This window comes from Collinsella intestinalis (assembly GCF_902501455.1).
Taxonomy (GTDB): Bacteria; Actinomycetota; Coriobacteriia; order Coriobacteriales; family Coriobacteriaceae; genus Collinsella; species Collinsella intestinalis.
On the sequence record NZ_CABWIC010000030.1, the window covers coordinates 142,980 to 162,893 of the forward strand.

19 protein-coding genes and 1 tRNA gene are annotated in these 19,914 nt (G+C 63.2%); 1 reads left to right on the plus strand and 19 read right to left on the minus strand.

Annotated features, from left to right (window positions below; genetic code table 11):
• Positions 1-75 precede the first annotated feature (75 nt).
• Positions 76-789 carry a response regulator transcription factor gene (locus AOBCEHNH_RS07685; protein ID WP_039910684.1) on the minus strand — a complete coding sequence of 238 codons (714 nt, stop codon included), beginning with the start codon at positions 787-789 and terminating at the stop codon, positions 76-78.
• A gap of 381 nt (positions 790-1,170) precedes the next feature.
• Between AOBCEHNH_RS07685 and AOBCEHNH_RS07690 the strand changes: the two genes are divergently transcribed.
• Positions 1,171-2,520, plus strand: coding sequence for a D-alanyl-D-alanine carboxypeptidase family protein (locus AOBCEHNH_RS07690; RefSeq protein WP_152063806.1), 1,350 nt, complete (start codon positions 1,171-1,173; stop codon positions 2,518-2,520).
• A 95-nt stretch (positions 2,521-2,615) separates the two neighbouring features.
• Here AOBCEHNH_RS07690 and AOBCEHNH_RS07695 read toward each other — a convergent pair whose 3' ends face one another.
• From AOBCEHNH_RS07695 to rsgA, 18 genes are all read right to left on the minus strand, one after another.
• Positions 2,616-2,975 (minus strand): hypothetical protein, encoded by a 360-nt coding sequence (locus tag AOBCEHNH_RS07695; RefSeq protein WP_152063807.1) that lies wholly within the window; start codon positions 2,973-2,975, stop codon positions 2,616-2,618.
• A complete protein-coding gene (locus tag AOBCEHNH_RS07700; protein ID WP_306437548.1) occupies positions 2,968-3,906 on the minus strand; it encodes a TatD family hydrolase in 939 nt (312 codons plus the stop codon). The genes AOBCEHNH_RS07695 and AOBCEHNH_RS07700 overlap by 8 nt, the downstream gene beginning before the upstream one ends.
• Before the next feature lie 5 nt (positions 3,907-3,911).
• Entirely contained in the window at positions 3,912-4,796 is an 885-nt protein-coding gene (gene rsmA, locus AOBCEHNH_RS07705; protein WP_152063809.1) for a 16S rRNA (adenine(1518)-N(6)/adenine(1519)-N(6))-dimethyltransferase RsmA, read from the minus strand.
• Positions 4,797-4,938: 142 nt separating this feature from the next.
• The gene (metG, locus tag AOBCEHNH_RS07710; RefSeq protein ID WP_118271848.1) at positions 4,939-6,540 is read right to left on the minus strand and encodes a methionine--tRNA ligase; all 1,602 of its coding nucleotides are present in this window, start codon (positions 6,538-6,540) and stop codon (positions 4,939-4,941) included.
• Between the two features lie 81 nt (positions 6,541-6,621).
• A complete protein-coding gene (gene rsmI / locus AOBCEHNH_RS07715) occupies positions 6,622-7,545 on the minus strand; it encodes a 16S rRNA (cytidine(1402)-2'-O)-methyltransferase (protein ID WP_152063810.1) in 924 nt (307 codons plus the stop codon).
• Between the two features lie 3 nt (positions 7,546-7,548).
• The gene (locus AOBCEHNH_RS07720) at positions 7,549-8,613 is read right to left on the minus strand and encodes a glycoside hydrolase family 5 protein (RefSeq protein ID WP_118271846.1); all 1,065 of its coding nucleotides are present in this window, start codon (positions 8,611-8,613) and stop codon (positions 7,549-7,551) included.
• Positions 8,614-8,760: 147 nt separating this feature from the next.
• Positions 8,761-8,833, minus strand: a tRNA-Phe gene (locus AOBCEHNH_RS07725).
• Between the two features lie 481 nt (positions 8,834-9,314).
• Positions 9,315-9,809 (minus strand): hypothetical protein, encoded by a 495-nt coding sequence (locus tag AOBCEHNH_RS07735; protein ID WP_006723709.1) that lies wholly within the window; start codon positions 9,807-9,809, stop codon positions 9,315-9,317.
• Complete coding sequence (locus AOBCEHNH_RS07740) at positions 9,757-11,826, minus strand: hypothetical protein (RefSeq protein WP_152063812.1); 2,070 nt, start codon at positions 11,824-11,826, stop codon at positions 9,757-9,759. Before AOBCEHNH_RS07740 ends, AOBCEHNH_RS07735 begins: the two co-directional genes overlap by 53 nt.
• A gap of 58 nt (positions 11,827-11,884) precedes the next feature.
• Positions 11,885-12,382, minus strand: a complete 498-nt coding sequence (locus AOBCEHNH_RS07745; protein ID WP_039910749.1) for a TadE/TadG family type IV pilus assembly protein — start codon at positions 12,380-12,382, stop codon at positions 11,885-11,887.
• 183 nt (positions 12,383-12,565) lie between these two features.
• Positions 12,566-13,114, minus strand: coding sequence for a hypothetical protein (locus AOBCEHNH_RS07750; protein ID WP_152063813.1), 549 nt, complete (start codon positions 13,112-13,114; stop codon positions 12,566-12,568).
• An 11-nt stretch (positions 13,115-13,125) separates the two neighbouring features.
• A complete protein-coding gene (locus AOBCEHNH_RS07755; protein ID WP_152063857.1) occupies positions 13,126-13,311 on the minus strand; it encodes a Flp family type IVb pilin in 186 nt (61 codons plus the stop codon).
• Positions 13,312-13,421: 110 nt separating this feature from the next.
• Complete coding sequence (locus AOBCEHNH_RS07760; protein WP_226803360.1) at positions 13,422-13,856, minus strand: type II secretion system F family protein; 435 nt, start codon at positions 13,854-13,856, stop codon at positions 13,422-13,424.
• Between the two features lie 260 nt (positions 13,857-14,116).
• Complete coding sequence (locus AOBCEHNH_RS07765; RefSeq protein ID WP_152063814.1) at positions 14,117-14,860, minus strand: type II secretion system F family protein; 744 nt, start codon at positions 14,858-14,860, stop codon at positions 14,117-14,119.
• Positions 14,824-16,191, minus strand: a complete 1,368-nt coding sequence (locus tag AOBCEHNH_RS07770) for a TadA family conjugal transfer-associated ATPase (protein WP_039910689.1) — start codon at positions 16,189-16,191, stop codon at positions 14,824-14,826. The genes AOBCEHNH_RS07765 and AOBCEHNH_RS07770 overlap by 37 nt, the downstream gene beginning before the upstream one ends.
• The gene (locus AOBCEHNH_RS07775; RefSeq protein ID WP_193221229.1) at positions 16,188-17,669 is read right to left on the minus strand and encodes a nucleotide-binding protein; all 1,482 of its coding nucleotides are present in this window, start codon (positions 17,667-17,669) and stop codon (positions 16,188-16,190) included. Before AOBCEHNH_RS07775 ends, AOBCEHNH_RS07770 begins: the two co-directional genes overlap by 4 nt.
• Before the next feature lie 8 nt (positions 17,670-17,677).
• Positions 17,678-18,358, minus strand: a complete 681-nt coding sequence (locus tag AOBCEHNH_RS07780) for an SAF domain-containing protein (RefSeq protein ID WP_152063816.1) — start codon at positions 18,356-18,358, stop codon at positions 17,678-17,680.
• 405 nt (positions 18,359-18,763) lie between these two features.
• On the minus strand, positions 18,764-19,912 hold the full coding sequence (gene rsgA / locus AOBCEHNH_RS07785) for a ribosome small subunit-dependent GTPase A (protein ID WP_152063817.1): 1,149 nt from the start codon (positions 19,910-19,912) through the stop codon (positions 18,764-18,766).
• Between the last annotated feature and the right edge of the window lie 2 nt (positions 19,913-19,914).

A 19,914-nucleotide genomic window follows, 5' to 3' on the forward strand; every position in this document is an offset into this window, starting at 1 on the left:
TTTCGCCTCGATTTTGAGATGTCTCGGGATACGGGCACGACGATTATCCGCGAAGCGGTAGCCCCCAATCGGAGCCTACTTCTCGATGGTGTACCCGACGCCCCAGATGTTCTTGATGAAGCGTGGGTTCTGGGCGTCGTCGCCCAACTTCTCGCGCAGGTGGCGGATGTGCACCATGACGGTGTTGTTCGAACCCGCCATGAACTCCTCGTCCCACACAGCACGGAACAGCTCCTCGACTGGCACCACATGGCCGCGATGCTCCGCGAGATACAGCAAAATGGAGTATTCGAGCGGGGTGCAACGCACGGACTTCTCGTCCACGGTGACCGTGCGGGCATCGCGATTAATCTCGAGCCCGTTGAAGGAGATGATTGGGCCCGCATCCTCAACGGGGGCCGCCTGCTCGCGGCTGCCGTACCGCGTGTACCTGCGCAATTGCGCCTTGCAACGCGCCACGAGCTCGAGCGGGCGGAAGGGTTTGACCATGTAGTCGTCCGCGCCGAGGGTGAGGCCCTCGATCTTATCGGACTGACTGTCGCGGGCGGTGAGCATGATGACGGGATAGGTGCGCTCGGTGCGGATGGTGCGGAGCAACTCGAAGCCGTCCACATCGGGAAGCATGATATCGAGCACAGCGAGGTCGAACTCCCGCTCCAAGATGAGACGGGCGGCATCGGCGCCGTTATACGCCAGCGTCACATCGAATCCCTCATTGCGCAGGTAAATTCCCACGAGGTCGGTGATGGTCTTCTCGTCGTCCACGACGAGAATACGAGGCGTATCCACGATGTGCTCCTTTCCGTCTCGTCCATTATGGCGAAAAGACCACGCCGACGCACCTCCTTGCAACCGCGTTAAGCATAAGATAAGTACTCTCTCATCGAATTGATGGTCATAATTCAACTTCATACAGTCGCACCGTCTTAAGGTGACGAACCCTGAACTCTCAACTTGCGTTCGCCGCGACCGCAAAGACGTCACTCCGCCCCCTTATGCAACGCCGCATCCCGAAAATAGACGTCCCAAGTCACTCGCATACAGCCTCACATACTGTATGGATTAAGTTTTTGACCACAGTCGTAAAAATCGAGGCACCACACGACGCGAAATGATGTCCCAACGCCACGAGGCGTATACTGCATTCAATTCCCCAGACAGAAGGAACACATGAACAAAGCTCTTCCAGCCGCGCTCGGGACAGCCCTCACCACCGCATTCGTCCTATTCGCAATCCTCGTCGAACCCGCATACGCCGATGTCCTCTTGACCGACCAGGTCCTAGGAACTTCGGCGCAAGAGCGCGGGCTCGCCATCGAGGAGATGCCTAACATCTTGGCGACTCACGCCATCATCATGCGTCCCGATGGATCCGTGTATTACGAGCGCGAAGCCGATTCCCCCATCAAGATCGCCTCGACCACCAAGGTCATGACCACGCTCGTCGCACTCGACCACTGCGATCCATCCGAGACCCTCACCGTCGATCGCACCGCCGCGACGGTGGGCGAATCCTGCGTGGGCCTCAAAGAAGGCGACACCCTCACGCTCGAACAGGCGCTTACCGGCCTCATGGTCATGAGCGGCAACGACGTGGCCACCGCCATCGCCACGCACGTCGGCGGCAAGATCGACCCCGCCAGCGCCGACCCGTACGGGACCTTCATCAAGGCCATGAACGACCGCGCCGCCCAACTCGGCTGCACCGATACGCTGTTCGAGAACCCCCACGGCCTCGACTTCGGCGCCTGGGTCGGCAATCTGCACAGCACCGCGCACGACCTCACGCGCATCTGGGCCGAAGCATGGCGCAATGAGGCCTTCCGCTCCTTTGCCTGCAGCGGCGCCACCGAGATGCACGTCACCTCAGCCGACGGCAGCGCGCGTTCCTTGCCCCTCACCGTGCGCAACAAGATCCTCGGGCGCGATGGCAACCTTGGAGGCAAAACGGGCAGCACCTACGAGGCGGGCGAGTGCTTCGTGTGCACGTTCTCGCGCGAGCCCGAGGGCGAGGTGTATATCGCACTCTTCGGCTCAAAGGGCGACGATGGGCGCTTCAACGATACGCTGACTCTCGCAAACTGGTACTACGGGCACTTTGCCAACCTGCCCTTTGCCACCAGCCCCAAGCAGGTCGGGGGCGTGCCCCTGGCCGCCGAGGCGGCCTGCGTCGATTGGTCCGATAAACTCATGGACCTCACCTTCGCCGACGCAGACGCAGCCGCGCGCGTATTCACACTCGGCGGACCCATCGAACAGAAGGTCGAAGTCGACGAGCTTCGCGGCAAACACGCGGCGGGAACTGCCGCGGGGTCGGTCACCTACACCCAAAACGGCGAGACCATCGGGTCCGTCGAGCTCACAACGACCAACGAACTCGAACCCCCCAATCTTCTCGAGTGGCTTGCCGTCCAACTCGATCGCCTCGTGCGCCTCTTCGAGGGCAAGCCGCCCACAGCTGAGGAACGCATATACGCCACCATGCCCGACCCGCTCTCCATCGACGGATGGAACGCGTAACAGGGCAACGGCGCCCATACCTTTCAACAAGCGGGCCGGCCAGGGAACGAACATCCCCGACCGGCCCGTGCATGAAGAAGATTCGGCAAGCGAACTTACTCGCCGCGCGCTTCCCTCGTGAGTTTCTTGGCCTGATGACGCGAAACGAACCACACGATGAACGAGGCGAGGAACAGCAGCGTTGTGGCGATGCTCGCGAAGCTTTCCAAACTGGAATTACCCAGGTAGACACCCAGACGCGACACGGCGTAGGCGAACACAGTCGAAGCGACCAACCCATATGCGACCTTTGCGAGCGGCAGCTCGCGATGGAGTCTGTTGTCGATTGGCGCGGGGCCCTGCACCGCCTCGCGGCGGGCACGCAGCTCCCGGGCGACTTCCATCGCGCGCTCGTCCTCTGCCTTGAGCTCGGCGAGCTCCTCGGGGGTCATATCGCGTTTCGATTTCCTACTCATGGCGACCTCCAAATAGGGCGTTCGAGGTGTCCCAAATCGCAGTAGCGACCGCGTCGGGCAACTCGCCCGTGCGGTCGGCGCGGTCATATATGAGGACATCGGCAGTCTGGGCAATCATCGCCGGCTCGCACTCCAGGCCGCGAATGGGCTCGGGCGCCATATAGGGGCAATCGGTCTCCAACAGCAGGCGGTCAAGCGGACAAGCGGCGAACGCCTCCCGCACGGCGTCGTTGCGTTTGAACGTCGCGGCACCGCCGAAGGCGATATGGCACCCAAGCGCAAGAAAACGCTCCATAGTCGCTCGATCCTCGCCAAAGCAATGCAGCACGCAGCCCGCGGTGGGCACGCCCACGCGCTCGAGCACGGAGATCGCATCGGCATGGGCCGTGCGAGCCTCATCGCCGTAGTCGTTGCGCAGATGCAGCTCAACAGGAACGTTGCGCTCGACGGCAAGCGAGAGCTGACGCGCCATGACGTTCATCTGCGCAGCGTGCGGAGCCGCCTCGATCTGGTCATCTGCATCAAAGTGATAATCCAGGCCGATCTCACCGATACCCGCGCACAGAGGGTCATCCAGCGCGGCTGCGACCTGTGCATGCAACTCGTCGGTATAATCGAGCGTCCCGTAGGGATGGACGCCCACCAAGTAGCGAACGCGTACCTCGGCACCACGATCGGCGGCGGCATCGATCACCCCATGCAACCAACGGGAGAACGCCAGGGCATCGGGAGTCTCCTCCGATTTATCAGCGATGGGGTCGAAGATGGTCATCAACTCGCGCACGCCCGATTCGTGCGCGCGGACGAGCACTTCGACGGGATCTTTATTCTCACCCCAAAACGATCGCAGGTGAGCATGGGTATCGAACAGAGGCGCATGCACTGGCGGCAGCGTGAACACCTTGTTCTTCTTGGTGAACGAGATCGCCACGAGCCTCACTCCCCGCTCGGCGCGCTCGTCAGCGAGGCGGCGAGCGCGATGAAATCTTCCGTGGTAAGTGCCTCGGCTCGGGCGGTCGGCGAGATTCCGCACGCTTCGAAGGCGGCGTCGAGCGCGTCTTTGTCAAAGCCGTTCGAGCTCATGGAGTTGCGGATGGTCTTGCGGCGCTGCGCGAAGGCAGCATCGACCACACGCGCCACGGCCGCGGCATCGGCGGAAGCCGCTCCCTCATCCTCGGCATCAGAAGCATCCACGCGGTCGATTCTCACAACGGCGGAATCCACATGCGGCGCAGGCATAAAGCAGCGCGGAGGGACCTCGAAGCGCCCCGTGACCTCGCCGTACAGCGAAAGCTTCACCGTGTAAGCGCCATAGGCCTTGGTCCTCGGCACCGCGGCGATACGATCGGCAACCTCCTTTTGAACCATGACGACGGCACGGCGAAGCGACGGCATGGTCTGGAAGAACTGCAGGATGATCGTGGCAGCCACGTTGTAGGGCAGGTTCGCCACGAGCAGCTCGGGCTCGCCGTCAAGCGCCTCGGCAATCGCCGCAGGCGGCACCGCGAGCGCGTCCCCCATGATGAAACGGAAGTTGGAGTGGTCCATGGCGTGCGCCGAGAGAACCGGCTCGAGTTCGGTGTCCATCTCGATGGACGTCACGCGGGCAGCTTCCTGCACAAGTGCGAGCGTCAACGTGCCAATGCCCGGCCCCACCTCGAGCACGCGCTCGGAGCCCGTAAGCTCAGCCAACGCCATAATGCGCTCGATGACATGATTGTCGATAAGGAAGTTCTGACCCAAGCGGTGCTTGGTCGCCAGGCCGAACGCTTCGAGCATCTCGCGCGTTGCCGTGGGGTTCGCAAGCGGGGATGTGGTCATACGCGCTCCATTCAAAAGCTCAACAAAGAAACCGACCGCCCAAAGTGCCCGAGGTTGCCGTAAGAGGGGCGCAGCGTGCATAAGGCACGCAAGCGGCGATCAGGCGGCAAGGTCGGGCGCCTCAGGTGGTCGGTCGGGTTCATTAACCCAGACGGGGGAAGAGGGCCTCGCCCTTCTCGACCGGCAGGCCAGCGGCCAGCTGGCCCCAGACGCAAGATGCGTCCATGTCGTCAGTCGCGGCCTCACCCTCACAGCCGATGCGGCGCAGGGCCTCGGCGCTGGTGCTCGGCATGAGCGGCATGAGCAGGTGGGCAGAAATGCGGATAGCCTCCAGCAGGTTCCAAATCACGTTGGCGAGCTCGCCGGCCTTAGCCGGATCCTTGGCCAGCGTCCAGGGCTCGGAATCCTCGATGTAGTGGTTGGCGGCATGGATCAGGTCCATGATCTCCTTGGCTGCATCCCCGTAGGCGAATGCCTCCATCTTGGCGGCATAGCGCTCGAAGATGCCCTCGGCGGCCGAGGCCAGCGGGTTCTCGGCGTAGCCGGCGGCATCGGCGGCGCGCTCGGGCGTGGCGCCCTCAAAGTACTTGATGCACATGTTGGTCGAACGCGAGATGAGGTTGCCCCAGCTGTTGGCCAGATCGGCGTTATAGACCTGCTCCATACGGCCGAAGCTGATGGCGCCGTCGGTACCGGGGGTGACGTCGGTCATGAAGTAGTAGCGATAGCCCTCGACGCCGAGCTTCTCGATGACCTCGCGCGGGGCGATGGCGTTGCCGCGGGACTTGGACATCTTCTCGGCCTTGCCGGTCTCCTCGTTCTTGACGGTAAGGAAGCCATGGGCAAAAACATGCTCGGGAAGGGCCTCGCCCAGCGCCATGAGCATGGCGGGCCAGATCACGCAGTGGAAACGAATGATGTCCTTACCCACGATGTGAGTCTGAGCGGGCCAGCGGTAGGCGAAGTCGGCAGCGGCCTCGTCGCCCTCGGCGCCATAGCCCACGGCGGTCATGTAGTTGGTGAGCGCGTCGAACCACACGTAGGTGACATGCTCGTCGTCGAAGGGAACCTCAATGCCCCAGTCGAAGGAAGTGCGGGAGACGGACAGGTCGTTCAGACCGCCCTCGACAAAGGAGCGAACCTCGTTCATGCGGAAATCGGGCTGGACGAAATCGGGATGCTCGTCATAGAGCGCGAGCAGCTTGTCCTGGAACGCGGAGAGCTTGAAGAACCAGCTCTCCTCCTTGACGCGCTCGAGCGGGCGATCGCAGTCGGGGCAGAGGTGCTCGCCCTTGGTGCCGCGGGCCTCGTCGGCCTTGTCGACCTGGGTCTCGGTGAAGAAGGTCTCGTCCGGCACGCAGTACCAGCCATCGTAGCTGCCCTTGTAGATGTAGCCGGCCTCCTGCATGCGCTCCCACAGGTACTGCACGGCGCGCTTCTGGCGGGGCTCGGTGGTGCGGATGAAGTCGTCGTTCGAGATCTCCAGCTCCTCCCACAGCTCATGGAAGTGAGGAGCCTGAGAGTCGCACCACTCCTGCGGGGTCATACCGTGCTTTTCGGCGGCCTCGGCGACCTTCTGACCGTGCTCGTCCATGCCGGTGAGGAATTTGACGTTGTAGCCGGCGGCACGGCGGTAGCGCGCCTGGACGTCGGCGATGATCGTAGAGTACGCGGTGCCCAGGTGCGGGTCGGCGTTCACGTAGTAGATGGGTGTGGTGATGTAGTAGGACGGCTTCGAGCTCATGACGCGCGGCTTCCTTCCCTCTTTGGTTTTGATGCAATGCTTCATATTAGCAGGTTGGGCGCATGAACCGCCACCCGGCCCTTATACCTCTTGCTGCGCTTCGAGCACCAAGTTGTACACGTCGCGCTTCTTGCGCGAGTACTTCTGCGCCAAGCGCTTGGCCAGCGCGTTTGCCGAATCGCCGGCGGCGAGGCCCTCGGCGATATCCGAACGCAGCAGCTCCTCGGGATCGACGGCAGCACCTTCATCGACACCAGACGAAAGAACGGCCTGAAGGCGCTCGAGTTCCTCCTCACTCGGTGGCGCCACCACGATGACCATCTCGCCCTTGAGCTCGCCACGCTCGCGCAGCCGCTCGAGCAGAACCGGCGCCTCATCACGCAAAACTTCCTCGTGAAGTTTGGTGAGCTCACGGCACAACGCAACCACGCGCCCCGGGAACACCTCGGCGATCGCCTCGAGGGACGCCTCAGCCCGATGCGGGGACTCGTAGAACAGCAACGCGCCGGGGATGGATGCGAGGCGACGCAGACGCTTTACCCGTTCTCCATGTTTGCGCGGCAAAAAGCCCTCGAAGAAAAACTGGTCGCACGGAATACCGGAAAGCACGAGCGCCGTCACACACGCGGACGGGCCCGGCAGGACATCGACGCGCGCGCCCGCCTCGCGAGCCGCGTCGACCAGCACCTGGCCGGGATCGGAAACGCTCGGCATGCCGGCATCCGAGGCAAAGGCGATTCGCTCACCGGCGAGCAGCCGATCCACAAGCTCGGGAGCGCGCCGCGCGATCACGTTCTCGTCACAGCGGACAAGCGGCTTTGAAATACCCAGATATGCCAGGAGCTTCGAGGTCACGCGCGTGTCCTCGCAGCAAATCACATCTGCGTCGCGAAAAGCCTGCGCCGCCCGCGGGGTAAGGTCTCCCAGATTGCCGATCGGGGTGCCGACCATGGAGAGCACGCCCTCCGCGCCGGCGACAAGGCGCTCCGTGTTGTTCTCCGTCATCCGCTACTCCATCATCGCACGCTCGAGCGGCGCCAAGGCCACACGGGCATCCCATGCCGCAATGCGGCGCTCCGTCTTCCAGGTTTGGAAGAACCATCCGTCCGCATCGTCGAATGTCGCGAGCTGATTGGAGACGAACACGCGCTCATACGCACGGCGTCCCTCGGGTGTCAGGGAAGATCCGGCCAGCACCGCAGCGCCCGACCACTCGCCGACGAACACCGGGAACCCAAGATCGGTCGCTCGGCGAATCAGATCCTTGTTGCGCCCAAGCGCAGCGGCAAGGCCCCTCGGAGTGGTGATGTCTTGCGCGGTCTCGTCGCGGAAGTGATATAGGTGCAAATCCATCACGACGTTCTGGTATCGGTCGCCGGCCATGAAGCGCTTCCAGGCGCCAGGATGGCCAGAATCCGAAAAGACGATGACCTTGCGAGAGGGCATGTGACGGCGAATCGCCTCATACGCATCGCGATAGAAATTGCGTAGGTAATGGCTGGGAATGCCCTCGGTTACAGTGAACAGGTTTTTGCGGACGCTCATCACGGGCGAGTCGAGCAACTCGATACCGAGCAAGCCGTCCCGCTCGCCATAGCGCTCCGCCAAGCGCTCGAGCGTCTCGAGCGCGACGGCGCGGCCGCTCACAGACGAGTGCCAATCGCCGACGATATCGGGGGTCACGGAAGACCCATTCGCGTCGCCCTGCCCACCGGGAACGGTCGCCAAATCGAGCAGGACGCGCATCTCGTACTTCTCCGCCCACTCCAATGCGCGGTCGATGTAGTCGATACAAGAAATATAGGACTCGCGATCGGTCTGCGAACCAAAAACGTGCCACGGCAAGGGGATGCGCACCGCGTTGAGGCCCATGGCGGACATACGCTTGAAATCAGCTTCGGAGATAAAGGTCTCATAGTGCTCACGGACGCGCTCGTTATAGGCGACCGCACCCAGCACCTGCTGGAGCTCCCCGTCATTTGAAGCGCCGGTGGCGGCAAATAACGACGGTGTGACCCATGGTTCCAAGATGAACCAGCCGGACAAATTGACACCGCGGATCCTGTCTGACATCGGTGCTCCCCTCGAGTCTCGGTCGACGCGGCAAGAGTCGCCGCAATACAATCCTAATACCCCAAGCCAACTCGTCGCGATCGGACGGGCGTGGAACTGATACAAAAAAGACCTCCTGTTTCCAGGAGGTCTCTTCGATGACGAGGGTGGCGCGGAAGGGAATCGAACCCCTGACACGAGGATTTTCAGTCCTCTGCTCTACCAACTGAGCTACCGAGCCAAGTCATACTGTCGCTGACAGCGGTGATTACTATACCAAATTGAAAAACTCGGTCAAGCAACTTTTGAAAATAGTTTGGGCAATCCCTTTCCGCCACGCAACCGATGCCCCTCAGCACCCGCCATTCAGCTCATCCGACTCACTTCACGCACGGGCGACCGGCGCTCCAGCGCAAACCGCGCTCCGGGGCAGCTGACAACACGCCACCCGTCCACACCTTCGACGCACTTCGCGATTCTGCCGTCACCATCGGCAAAGGCGATATCAAGGTCGAATCTCATGCCGCAGGTATGCACGGACCCGCAATGCGGAAACACCAGCACACACGATTCGCCCCCTTCCCCGCTGAAATCGGAACGGCCAAAACCCCAAAGGCGGTCGAAAAATGTGCAGGCCCATCTCACCTCGCCCGACCATCCCAGCGCCTCGATTGCCCTCTCCACCGCATGGAAGTCGAATGAGCCCACATCCATCGGCACCATCACACAATCACCCCCGAACGCCACGGATCGATCGTCACGCACCGCTCATGCTCCATGAATAGCGGTGCACCGAGTTCGACACCCGCAATCGACCACCCCTGAGGCCATGGTCGGTATCGCATCACGCAGGTAACGTCTCTCAGCGGGCCCACAAGCCCGAGTACCCCTGAGCCATCGAGCCCACCCCGGCCTCCCTCGGAAACCTCCACCTCGATCTCCACCTCATAGCCTTCCATCGCACGCTCCAGCTCCCCTGCCACGGCATCGGCCACACCCCACGTCCCTGCCCCCGCATCGGATTCAGATGCCGGCGGAGAGCTTCCGTGCGCCAAGACGATATCGGGAGCCACGCGGTCAAATCTCGCCGTTGCGGATACGAAGACCATCATGTTGTAGGAGATCAACGCCAACACGACAAGAACCGGCGCCACCACCGCAAGCTCAACTGTCGCCTGGGCCCCTTCTTCGCACACGACCCCCTTCCGTGCCGACATTCCCCATCCCCCTTCCTTCCAACAGATCGCGTACCCGCAGCGTAATGGGCACGACCCTTCCGCTTGGCAGCCGCACTTCGGCCAAGATGATTTCAAGCGAGGTCATCCGCTCCCCCAGGTCATAGCCAACAGCCCGTGCCATTCCTTCGAAATCGAGATCGACCTTCGACAGCTCGCGCAATGCGGTCTGACCATCCACCAGGGCCGGCACATCGGAGCGTGCGAGCACGTCTGAGCTGTCAACAAGGACCGGCTTGCGAGGTCGCATGTCAACCGGCTGCATGTCAAGTGCACGCACCACGCCCGTCAACCGATCGCCCAGCCAGCTCCCAACAGAACCCAGCCCCTGGCTATCAAGGCCTCGCATGAGCTCGTCAAATGCCTCTTCCAGCCCCCGACCAGCGTCCCCATAAGAAACCAGCAACTTTCCCCACAGGTCCAGAACCCCGTCCATCAGTCCGACCACTCCGTCGGATCCAACACGCTCTTGAAGCGACGAGAAGAACCCGGACAGTACGCCACCGCCTTCGGAGATCCCATCCGGAGCGAGAACCGCAGCCGCCATGGCACCTCGCCGTGATACATCAGGACTGGCGGCAAACGATGTCTCAAGCGCATCGGGCGTCGCATACTCCGAAGACAATACGAAGGAGACGCACCCGAAACGGCCCGGGGGTGCAATGCGTGGGCGCTTCCCCTCAAGCGTCGCCATGGCCCGATCGAATGCATCTGCCGCCCGCTCGGCATCCCCACGCGCAGCCGCCTCGGCCTCATTTTGGCGACCCTTCGCTTCGAGATATTCCCGGAGTGCCTTCGTAAACGCCCGCAGGTGATATTCGAACCCGTTGTCGATCGACGTCGACGCGGCAGGCGCCCGGCCAAGATCATCGACCCCGAAACAGCACGTCGGGCACTCCAAAATCGCCCCATTGTCCAGTGAGGCGAGAGAGGCGGGCGCCCTAAGAGCCCCTCGAGCGCCTGGACACGATTCATCGAAGTGCAACGTTCTCCCGTGCTCTTCCATGCTCGTCGGCCATGCCTCCTCGGTGTAAAGCAACGTCCCCCTCACGTCATCGCTATTGCGCGGCAGAAATTCGAGCGTGGTGTACGCCTCCCCCCCGTCGTCAACCACGCGGGCGCCGTCGAGATGCCCGAGCGCATATCGATAGAATGCGCGACGGGCCGCCGCATCCGCACGCGCCTCCACGCTGCTTCCCTCGGGCTTATCGTTCTCGCACCTCCAACGGTAATAAGCACGGGCGCGCGCTAGCGCACACTCGGGATTCCACGTGATGCTCGAGGCGAAATCGGGATTCTCGGCAGCCGACAACCCTGAAAGGCTCCCCGCGCGCTCCTGCATGTTTCGTCCAGGAGCGCCGCAATCTGCAAGCCACGCCTCTTCCTTCCTTGTCGCAGCCTCCTCCGAGATTCGTTCGAGCTCGGCTGCCGTTTCCTCGAGGCCGCCGCACGCCTGCTCCAGGCCCTCTGTGTCGATCCCCTCCCCCTCCATCGCCGGAAACTCCGATGCGGACGTGGTCGGAACCGCAAAGGCGGTGCCTCGATACCCAACGCTTTCCGATCCTTGTGCATCGCAGGCACGCGCGGCATTCGCCGCGATTAAAAACGGCAGCGACCCCTCGACCCGCTTCAACCCGCTCGAGGCCGACGATATGAAGGAATCCCGCATATCGAACACGCGCATGGCGGCATCCAGCGTCTCCCGAGCGAGCCCCTGTCCGCCCGGAACAAACAGCCCAACCATCCCCGCTCCCGTCATCGTGAACCCGGCGAGCCCCAAGCTCAGCGCACATGCGTCCAGAACCGTCGCCGCGGTGTGATAAGAGCTCACAACGTTCTCTCCGGCCAACGCGGTCGCGTCGGCACCAACCTGGACATCGCCCGCCCGAGATGCGCTCCATATCGCCAAAGACGATGAAAAGAGTAGGGAAAGAACCACGAGCATCGCACAGGCGGACGCCACAGTCGTATAGGCGCCGTCCTCGATAAACAAGTCCATTCCCACTCTTTTCCCTGGAGGAGGAAGGATCCCGGCTCCACAACGCCCTCGCCGCCACCTATTCCCACACCGAAATCCAGTCCGCATAATCGCCCTCAACCCACGAGGGCCTTCCCTCATACGCAACGCGCACCTCCATCCGCACATCGCCATGATCCTCCCGCTCCCCAAACGCGCGGGCAAACGCCCCGATCACGGGAAGCGGAGTCACATGCCCGACGATTGCGACTTCAACCGAACCGCCCGTGCTCAAAGCCGGAACGCACTCGATATCCCAAGAACGCGGTCCCCCTGCATGAAAGATCGCCAAATCCGGCACAGCAGCCAGGCGCCTGTATGCAAAGCGTTCGTACACCTCCACCTCATCCGAGCCCGAAACCATGAGCCGGGCCGTCTCAGATGCGGCGGACTCCATAACGGAACGCGTATACAACAGGCACACCGGCTGCAACGCCAGCAACAGCAACGTGAGTAAAGCCGGGAACACCAATGCGCCCTCGACCGTCGCCTGTGCCCGAGATTCCAAGAACAGCTCAATACAGTGCGATATCGACATAGCCATCCCCTTCGAGTCCATGCGATGCCGCCTTTACGGCGGCGTCGGCAAGCCACCCCCGTTCAGCCACTCTCCATAACGCCGCCATACCCAAAATCAGGGCGAGCAGGGCGAGCACCGTCAATGCATACTCCACCGTCCCCTGTGCGGCTCTTTCTCTGACGATGCCTCGCACGCTCGGCATCAACGCTCGGGCAACACGCGCGTCACCCGAACGCGACTGACCGCATCGTCCTCCGTAGTGACCAGCAGCACATCGCACCACGTCGTCCCTTCCCTCAGCACCGCTCCCCACACGTTCCCCTTCAGGTCCAAATAGCCGCTCGCAACAAGGGAAGCTGTCCTCGCGTGCGCATATGCCTTGAGGACGTCCTCCGCAAGTGCAGGCAGCGAGGCGCGTTCCTCAAACTCCACCGACGCGCAAGGCCCATCGCCCATGCGCACCGCGTCCTTCTGCCATGCGTGGAGATCGTCCAAAAACCCACCGAGAGAACTGGCTCGCACATGTCCGGACATCACTGGGCCCAAACCCGTCATCAGGCCATCCATCGCCACCTCAACCGAACTCCCCGCATTTGCGCGAGCGTCCTCGGCAACCGCATCGCGAAGAGATCCCCGCTCCTCTGCAGATTCCAAACGCCCGCGTTCGCTCACCACGCACTGCGTCGCGAACACAAAAGCGGTCGAAAGCACTGTGAGCGCCAAAGGAAGCGCCGCCAGGCGCCAGTCCACGCGTCTCCCCCTCACAGGCTGTTGATCCCCTGTGAAATCGCCTCCCACAACGAGCTGACCTTGTCTCGAAACGCCACAATCGCCAGAATCGCTATCACCACCAGCACTCCGACGAGGATTGCGTACTCGGTCGTACCCTGGCCGCTCTCCTCGCGCAGGATCTGGCGGACCGGCCTGTCACCAGAGACGGTCCGCATCGGGCCATAGGACAGCAGCGGGCACGCAGCCGCAATGCCGAGAGCCGCCTCCCGCGCCTCCCTCAGCGCTTCCTCAACAAATACCGCGAGCTTGACCATGGCATCCTCCTTCACACCATGTCGGCAGCCGCGAGCAGCGGGCCGACTATCGACAACAACAATGCGGGCAGAATCAATGTGCCCGTCGGAATGAGCAGCTTCACGGGCGCGCGCTCGATCTCGCGCTCTACGTGCGCCCGGTGCGCAGCGCGCATTTCACGTCCCTGGCCCTCCAGGGTCTCCGCAAGCGGAGCGCCGAGCTCAAGTGCCTGGGACACCGCGGCGGCAAACGATCCGAGCGCACGCACCCCGGCATCCTGCGCAACGCGGTCGAGGGCCTCGTCCCTCGAAGTCACTCCCACCTGCCAACAAAACAGCGCCTTCTCCATCAGCTGGGCGAGTTCACCCGACCGTCCCTCGCAATACAGGGAGAGCGACGCATCGAAAGACAGGCCCGCGCTCAACCCAAGCCTCACGATGTCCGTCATCTCCGCCACCTCGCCCATGCCGATCCCTCGGCTCCGCGGGCACAGTATCTCGAGAGCGAGAGCACGCATCTTCCGAAATACCAATCCCCCAACGACACGCACGTGGGCACAGCATGCGCGAGCCATCTCGAGTGCCCCGTCCTCCGACCCCAACCACGCCGCAAGCCCACACAACACGCCGGGGCCGATCACCGCAATCACGGCGTCAGGCGTATCCGCAACCCATATTTCCACCAACTCAGCAAACTCCATCAACACACTCCCCTTGCATCCATCCCTCAGCAAATAGACCTCATGACCACCTTGATGATCGACCAGGCAATTCCATCCAAAAGAAGGGCGACCGCTATCGAGGCCGCACCGGGAACCGTCGCAATCCCCTCCCTGAAATCGGATGAGGCCGCCGCGAGGAACGCGACCATGGCAACGGGCATCCCCGCCACCAATCGCGCAGACATGCGCACCTGGGCCGTCCTCACATCCAGCTTTCGACGCAGCTCCACACGCTCCCTCACCAAACGCGCCGCCTCCCCGAGAACATCAGACAGCGGTGCGCCCGTGCGCCGCGAAACCTTGAGTGCAAGCGTCACGAAATCCAATCCCGGCGCGTGAAGACGCTCAACCAACTCGTCAAGCGCCTCGGTCATCCCGGCACCACACGCGACTTGGGCCTCGGCACGCAAGAACTCCGTGCGAACGGGTTCTTGCGCATGAGAGCCCACGTACCGCATCGCCTGCGCAAGCGAGAGCCCCGATGCCATGGACGCAGCAAGCGCTCCGAACGCCTCGACCATCGCGCCCTCCAATCGCTCTCGCTTCTTGCGCGAACCGGGCAGAGCTAGCCCGCGCTCTTCCGCGCGTCTAGCAATCGAGGCCCTCATACCGCGCGCCCGTGTGACCGCCCGGTCTCGGGTGCACCTGAGCTCATCCCAATCACTTCTGAGCTCCCCATCACCAGAGAGAATCAGCAGGGAGCTCGCGGCGCTTAGCAGGCCGATGCCGACCGACATGACGACCTCCATTCCCGCACCTCCCCCTCATCGAGCAAGCCCGACCGAACCGCCTCCTCGATAAACGGGGGCTCGTCAATCAAGGTCCATGCCTCCTTCGCCGGATCGAACGACACGTACTCGGTCAATGCCACACCACCGCCCTCCGCGCGCGACACACCGGTGAATGATGAGACGAACCGCCTACCGCCCGGCTTCCTCACCGACATGACCACGCCGTCCAAGGCCATCGCGATCTGCTCCTCAATCAACTCGCTCTGCAGGTCGATTCCGTAACGGGCGAGCAATGTGAGTCGCACAATCGCCTCTTGTGCGCTTCCCGCATGCAAAGTGGTAAGCGACCCATCGTGACCTGTGCTCATCGCCTCGAGCATGTCGATCGCCTCCCGATTGCGCACCTCGCCCACCACGATCCGATCGGGGCGCATGCGCAAGGCGTTTACCACCAGATCGTGAATTGCCACCTCACCCGCCCCCTCGATCGACGCCTCGCGCGCTTCGAGCCGCACGACATGCGGATGCCGGGAGAACTTGAGCTCGGCGGAATCCTCGATCGTCACGATTCGCTCCGCTTGCGATATTTCGCACGACAATGCGTTGAGCAGCGTCGTCTTGCCCGAGCCCGTTCCGCCCGCCACCGCCAAATCCATCCTGCACCGCACCGCATATCCCAACAGATGCGCGTACCAATCCGGGATCGACCCCAAATCGACCAGATGCGCCAGCGTGCTAATGCGGTCGGAAAACTTGCGAATCGTCATCGTGGGCCCATCAATGGCTATGGGCGGGATAACCGCGTTCACGCGAAACCCGTTGGGCAGACGGGCGTTGACCATCGGGCTCCGCTCATCGACTCGACGTCCCAACGGAGAGATGATGCGGTCGATGGTGATCCTGATCTGCTCCTCAGATTCGAATATCCTGCCCAGCGGGCAGAGCACGCCCCCTCGCTCGATATACGTCCGGTCGAGACCGTTGACCATGATTTCGGTTACCGAATCGTCCTCGAGCAGCGCCTGCAGAGGCCCCAAGCCGGTCATGTCGTCAAGCACATCGGCGATGAGCGCATTCCGCTCGTCGAAACCCAACCCGAGCGACACGTCGGCATTCAGAGCCGCCTCGAGTGCGGGGCGCAACTCCATCCGCGCCTGTGCAGCCGACCCGGCACGCACGATGCGCGCAACCTCGACATAGCCCACCCGCTCCATAACCGCATGCTTCGCCCGCACCCGCGCCTCGGACATCACGCCGCCGACCGATCGTGCACGAGCCCCCACCGAAGCCGCGCCGCGACCGGAGGAGACACCCCCGCCTCGAGCACGCATGCGCCCGTATACGCTCATCGATGCTCACCGGCCTTGCGCCGCCACGGAAGCCTGAAACGCGGCCTCCGCTCATGATCATCAGGGGCCGGTCCCATGAGTCTCTCATCGAAGGAACACCCGAGTTCGGTCAGCACCCGCGCCGTCAAATCGCGCACATCATGGGAAAACGGCCCCTCACCAGCCACAAGCGAATCCAATCGACCGAACCCGATGAGCCCGGCAACCTCCTCGCCCCCAAAGGAAATACGGGCACGAGACGCAAGTGATGCCCCCATCTCGAAACGCAACGCATCCTCTTCCGCACAACCCGGGGACCCCAGGCGATTGAACACACTCGTCATGCGAGTCGCGGGAACGCCCAGGCGCGTGGCCAGTCCAACCACCCGGGTGGCAGACGCACCGGCATTCGCACCCGCACTGCCCACGACTAAGCAGCGATCACAAAGAGCAACCACGGCCGCGACAGCATCGCCCCAATGCGTCGAAGTGTCGATGAAAATCACGTCTGCGACCTTGCGCAGGACGATGATGAGCCGCTCGACCGGTGCCCCGTACAGCTCCGCGCGTTCCGGTTCGATAAGTGGTCCCCACAGGGTGAGCCCCGGCCCCACGCGCATCGCGCATGATTCGATGTCCTCCTCAGCGAGCTCACCGTCCATAGCGTGCGTTTCGATGCCCTCGAGGCCCCTGAACGCATCGACGCCCAGAACCGACGGCAAATCGCCAAACATCAGGTCAACGTCTATCACGGCGGCCCGCAAGCCGGCGCGGGCCGCACAGGCGGCCATTGCCGCCACCAGCGTCGTCTTACCCGCGCCGCCCTGACCCGATACGACCGCGATTACTGGTGCACGGGGACCGCCGTGATCGGCCACTTCCCGCTCACGCACGCGTCGGACAACATCTCCCAAATCGACGATATCCCCGGTCTGCTCCGCAACGTCGCCGATGCAGGCAACGGCATCCCCATCCGGCTCATCCAGCGCATCCCACGTCTCCGTACTCCACGGGGGGACTTCATCGCCCCCATATCCCATGGGCACGAATGGATCATCCGGCACCAGGTCATCGCGTTCGGACGCGACCGTGCCACGCGTCGCGACTTCCGTTCCGATATCCATGTGCGCCGCTTCCGCATCTTGACCGTGCGCGTCCGCGCTTCCGGCCAACGACGCGTCCGTCGCGATGACCTCCTGTGCACCGGCATCGAAGAGCTCTGAGACGAGTCCGGCGTCCATCCCGTCGATACATGCGAGCACCGCGGGCGCCGCATGCCCCGCCGAACCGCCTCGCACCGCACGTATGACGTGCAGCAAGTCCGAAGCGTTCCCGGGACTCGCCCCCAACGCAATCCGAACGCCATCACCCAGTCCGTGCGCAAGCTCGACGAGCACATCAGCATCATCGATGCACACGATGCGCGCGTCGGGGCAGCGCAGACGAACTTCCTCGCGAACGCGCGCAGCCGCGCCGCCTCCGTCCCATATCAGCCACATAACGTCCATCACCCTTCGCTTCCCTCGTTATTCGCCCTTTCGGATCGAGCCGCCTCCCGCGATGCCGACGCCCCCGGCAACACCAAGGTCACTTCACCGCGCGTGGTCGCCGCCAGGACGTCACGCACAGCCGACGCGTCCACCGCCAGCGTCACCCAGCTCAAATCGCCACCGCCATCAGCCAAGACGCTCGTATCGAGCACTTCGGCGCGCGTCAGGCGATCCGCAACCGAAGCGTCTGCAACATAGACATCGACCTCGTCCCCACGGGCGAGCGAGCCGCCCACGGCGTGTTCCGCGTCACTTGCCACCGAAATCGCCACTGTGCCGCGCGGCACCTGCACGACCCTCTCATCACGCAGGAAGTGGGCCTTGGCGAGCGGGGTGTGGGCGGGAATGCGGGCCGTCGCAACTAGCCCAGACGCATCACCCATCGACGTCAGCGCATCCTCCGGCATGAGAGACGAAACCCATTCGACGATCTTCACATTGCCCTCGGAGATCTCGTCACCGGGCTCGATCTCCCTCAGGGCAACGCATACTCGCGTCACATCGCCTCCGTAGCGCTCAAGCGCCCGTCTCGATGCCTGCTCGGCTTCCGCATGCGCCCCGGCGACCGCCGACCATGCGAGCAGCGCGGCACTCAAACCCATCACCGCGCTCAGCCCCAACCTCACGGTCCTTTTCACCCAAACCCCCTCGCCTCAGTTCAATCGGCACCGCACACGTGCCGTGATTCGATTGTCGACGCGACACGGCAAGGAGCCTGGATCGACTTGGGAAAGTGCCTGGTCATCTATGCTTGCAGCTGTTCGCAATCTGCCCGTACCGGACAGGATGAGGGCAGATTACGGTCCGTTGCCGAAAAGGGCTGTGGAAAAGCAAACCGCCTGCACGAGGCAGGCGGTTGCAGCAGGCATATGAAGTTGTACGACTGAAGTTGCACGACGTTGGCCACAAGGGACCGCTCGACGTTTCCCAGGCCAAAGGCACAACCACGTAGGTCGCCGGCGCGTCAACCACGCCCCTTGCCCCATCTCCGGCGGCGCCCCATGCGACGGAAAGCCTATCGCGCATCCGCACGGACGATTGTCCTATAGGCGGATATCGGGGTCGAGGCTCTGCGCGCTCACTCTCATCTCCCGGGCGAGCGAAAGAAACGCATCCAAACGCGACTGTTCGATCTCACCACACTCCACACCCTCGCGGACGGCGCAGCCCGGCTCGTGGAGGTGCGTGCAGTCGTTGAAGCGGCAGGCGCGGGAAGCCTCGACGATTTCGGGGAAGCTCCGGGCGAGGCCGCGCTCGTGGCCCACCAAAGGCAGCGATCGAAGGCCCGGGCAATCGGCAATCACGCCGCAAGGCTCGGGGAGGGCCACCATGATGCGGGCGACCGTGGTATGCCGACCGGCGTCATCACGCTCGCGCACGGCGTTGGTCTCCAATGCCTCGGAGCCGAGCAGGGTGTTCAACAGCGTTGACTTACCCGCACCGGACTCGCCCAAAATCATGCCCACGCTCCCCTGCGGGATGCAAGAGCGGACCTCGTCCAGGCCCTCGCCGGTGAGCGAGGATGTCGCGATAACGCGCACACCCGTACCTGCCAGGCGACGCAGGGCGCCACACACGTCGGCCACTTCGGCGGGCTCGCAACGGTCGACCTTGGTGAGCACCACGACGGGGTCGGCCCCGCAGTCTCGTGCGAGCACAAGCGAACGGGCGACGCGGTCGCGCATGAGCGGCAGGGTATCGCGCTCGGCGCCCAGCGGCTGCACGATGAAGATCACGTCGACGTTCGCGGCGAGCACCTGACGCTCTCCGCGGTTTTTCCCTCGCCAGCGCTCAAAGCTCGTCCGGCGGGGCAAAACGCGCAAGATAACGCCCATATCGTGACCGGAGGTCACGCGGACCGCCACGACGTCGCCCACGCTCGGCAACATGCCGTCCACGCCGGCAGAAGAGGCCACCTCGGCATCGGCAGCGCGCTTCGAGCGCTTGCCGCGCTTACCCGGTTTGCCCTTGGCGAAGTCCACCGCATGCTCGGCACGCAACAGGACCCCGCTGCGCGTGGCGATCATGGGAAAACCGCGGTCCAGACGCACGACCGCGCCCAACTCAATCTCTTCCAGGGGGATATCGAGCGTCCCCGCAAGCTCCGAGCGCGCCGCTTCAAACGCAGAGACCTGCGTGTCATCGACACGCAGGTCCCCAAAGCTCGGAATATGATCCAAGACGTCAGCCACGC

Bases quoted from the DNA above. Each gene is read 5' to 3' on its own strand.
- AOBCEHNH_RS07775 (WP_193221229.1), bottom strand. From the start codon at position 17,669: ATGTGGCTGATATGGGACGGAGGCGGCGCGGCTGCGCGCGTTCGCGAG.
- AOBCEHNH_RS07765 (WP_152063814.1), bottom strand. From the start codon at position 14,860: ATGGAGGTCGTCATGTCGGTCGGCATCGGCCTGCTAAGCGCCGCGAGC.
- AOBCEHNH_RS07720 (WP_118271846.1), bottom strand. From the start codon at position 8,613: ATGTCAGACAGGATCCGCGGTGTCAATTTGTCCGGCTGGTTCATCTTG.
- rsmA (WP_152063809.1), bottom strand. From the start codon at position 4,796: ATGACCACATCCCCGCTTGCGAACCCCACGGCAACGCGCGAGATGCTC.
- rsmI (WP_152063810.1), bottom strand. From the start codon at position 7,545: ATGACGGAGAACAACACGGAGCGCCTTGTCGCCGGCGCGGAGGGCGTG.
- AOBCEHNH_RS07760 (WP_226803360.1), bottom strand. From the start codon at position 13,856: ATGGGCGAGGTGGCGGAGATGACGGACATCGTGAGGCTTGGGTTGAGC.
- metG (WP_118271848.1), bottom strand. From the start codon at position 6,540: ATGAGCTCGAAGCCGTCCTACTACATCACCACACCCATCTACTACGTG.
- AOBCEHNH_RS07735 (WP_006723709.1), bottom strand. From the start codon at position 9,809: ATGTCGGCACGGAAGGGGGTCGTGTGCGAAGAAGGGGCCCAGGCGACA.
- AOBCEHNH_RS07695 (WP_152063807.1), bottom strand. From the start codon at position 2,975: ATGAGTAGGAAATCGAAACGCGATATGACCCCCGAGGAGCTCGCCGAG.
- AOBCEHNH_RS07755 (WP_152063857.1), bottom strand. From the start codon at position 13,311: ATGCGGACCGTCTCTGGTGACAGGCCGGTCCGCCAGATCCTGCGCGAG.
- AOBCEHNH_RS07690 (WP_152063806.1), top strand. From the start codon at position 1,171: ATGAACAAAGCTCTTCCAGCCGCGCTCGGGACAGCCCTCACCACCGCA.
- AOBCEHNH_RS07770 (WP_039910689.1), bottom strand. From the start codon at position 16,191: ATGAGCGTATACGGGCGCATGCGTGCTCGAGGCGGGGGTGTCTCCTCC.
- AOBCEHNH_RS07740 (WP_152063812.1), bottom strand. From the start codon at position 11,826: ATGGACTTGTTTATCGAGGACGGCGCCTATACGACTGTGGCGTCCGCC.
- AOBCEHNH_RS07745 (WP_039910749.1), bottom strand. From the start codon at position 12,382: ATGTCGATATCGCACTGTATTGAGCTGTTCTTGGAATCTCGGGCACAG.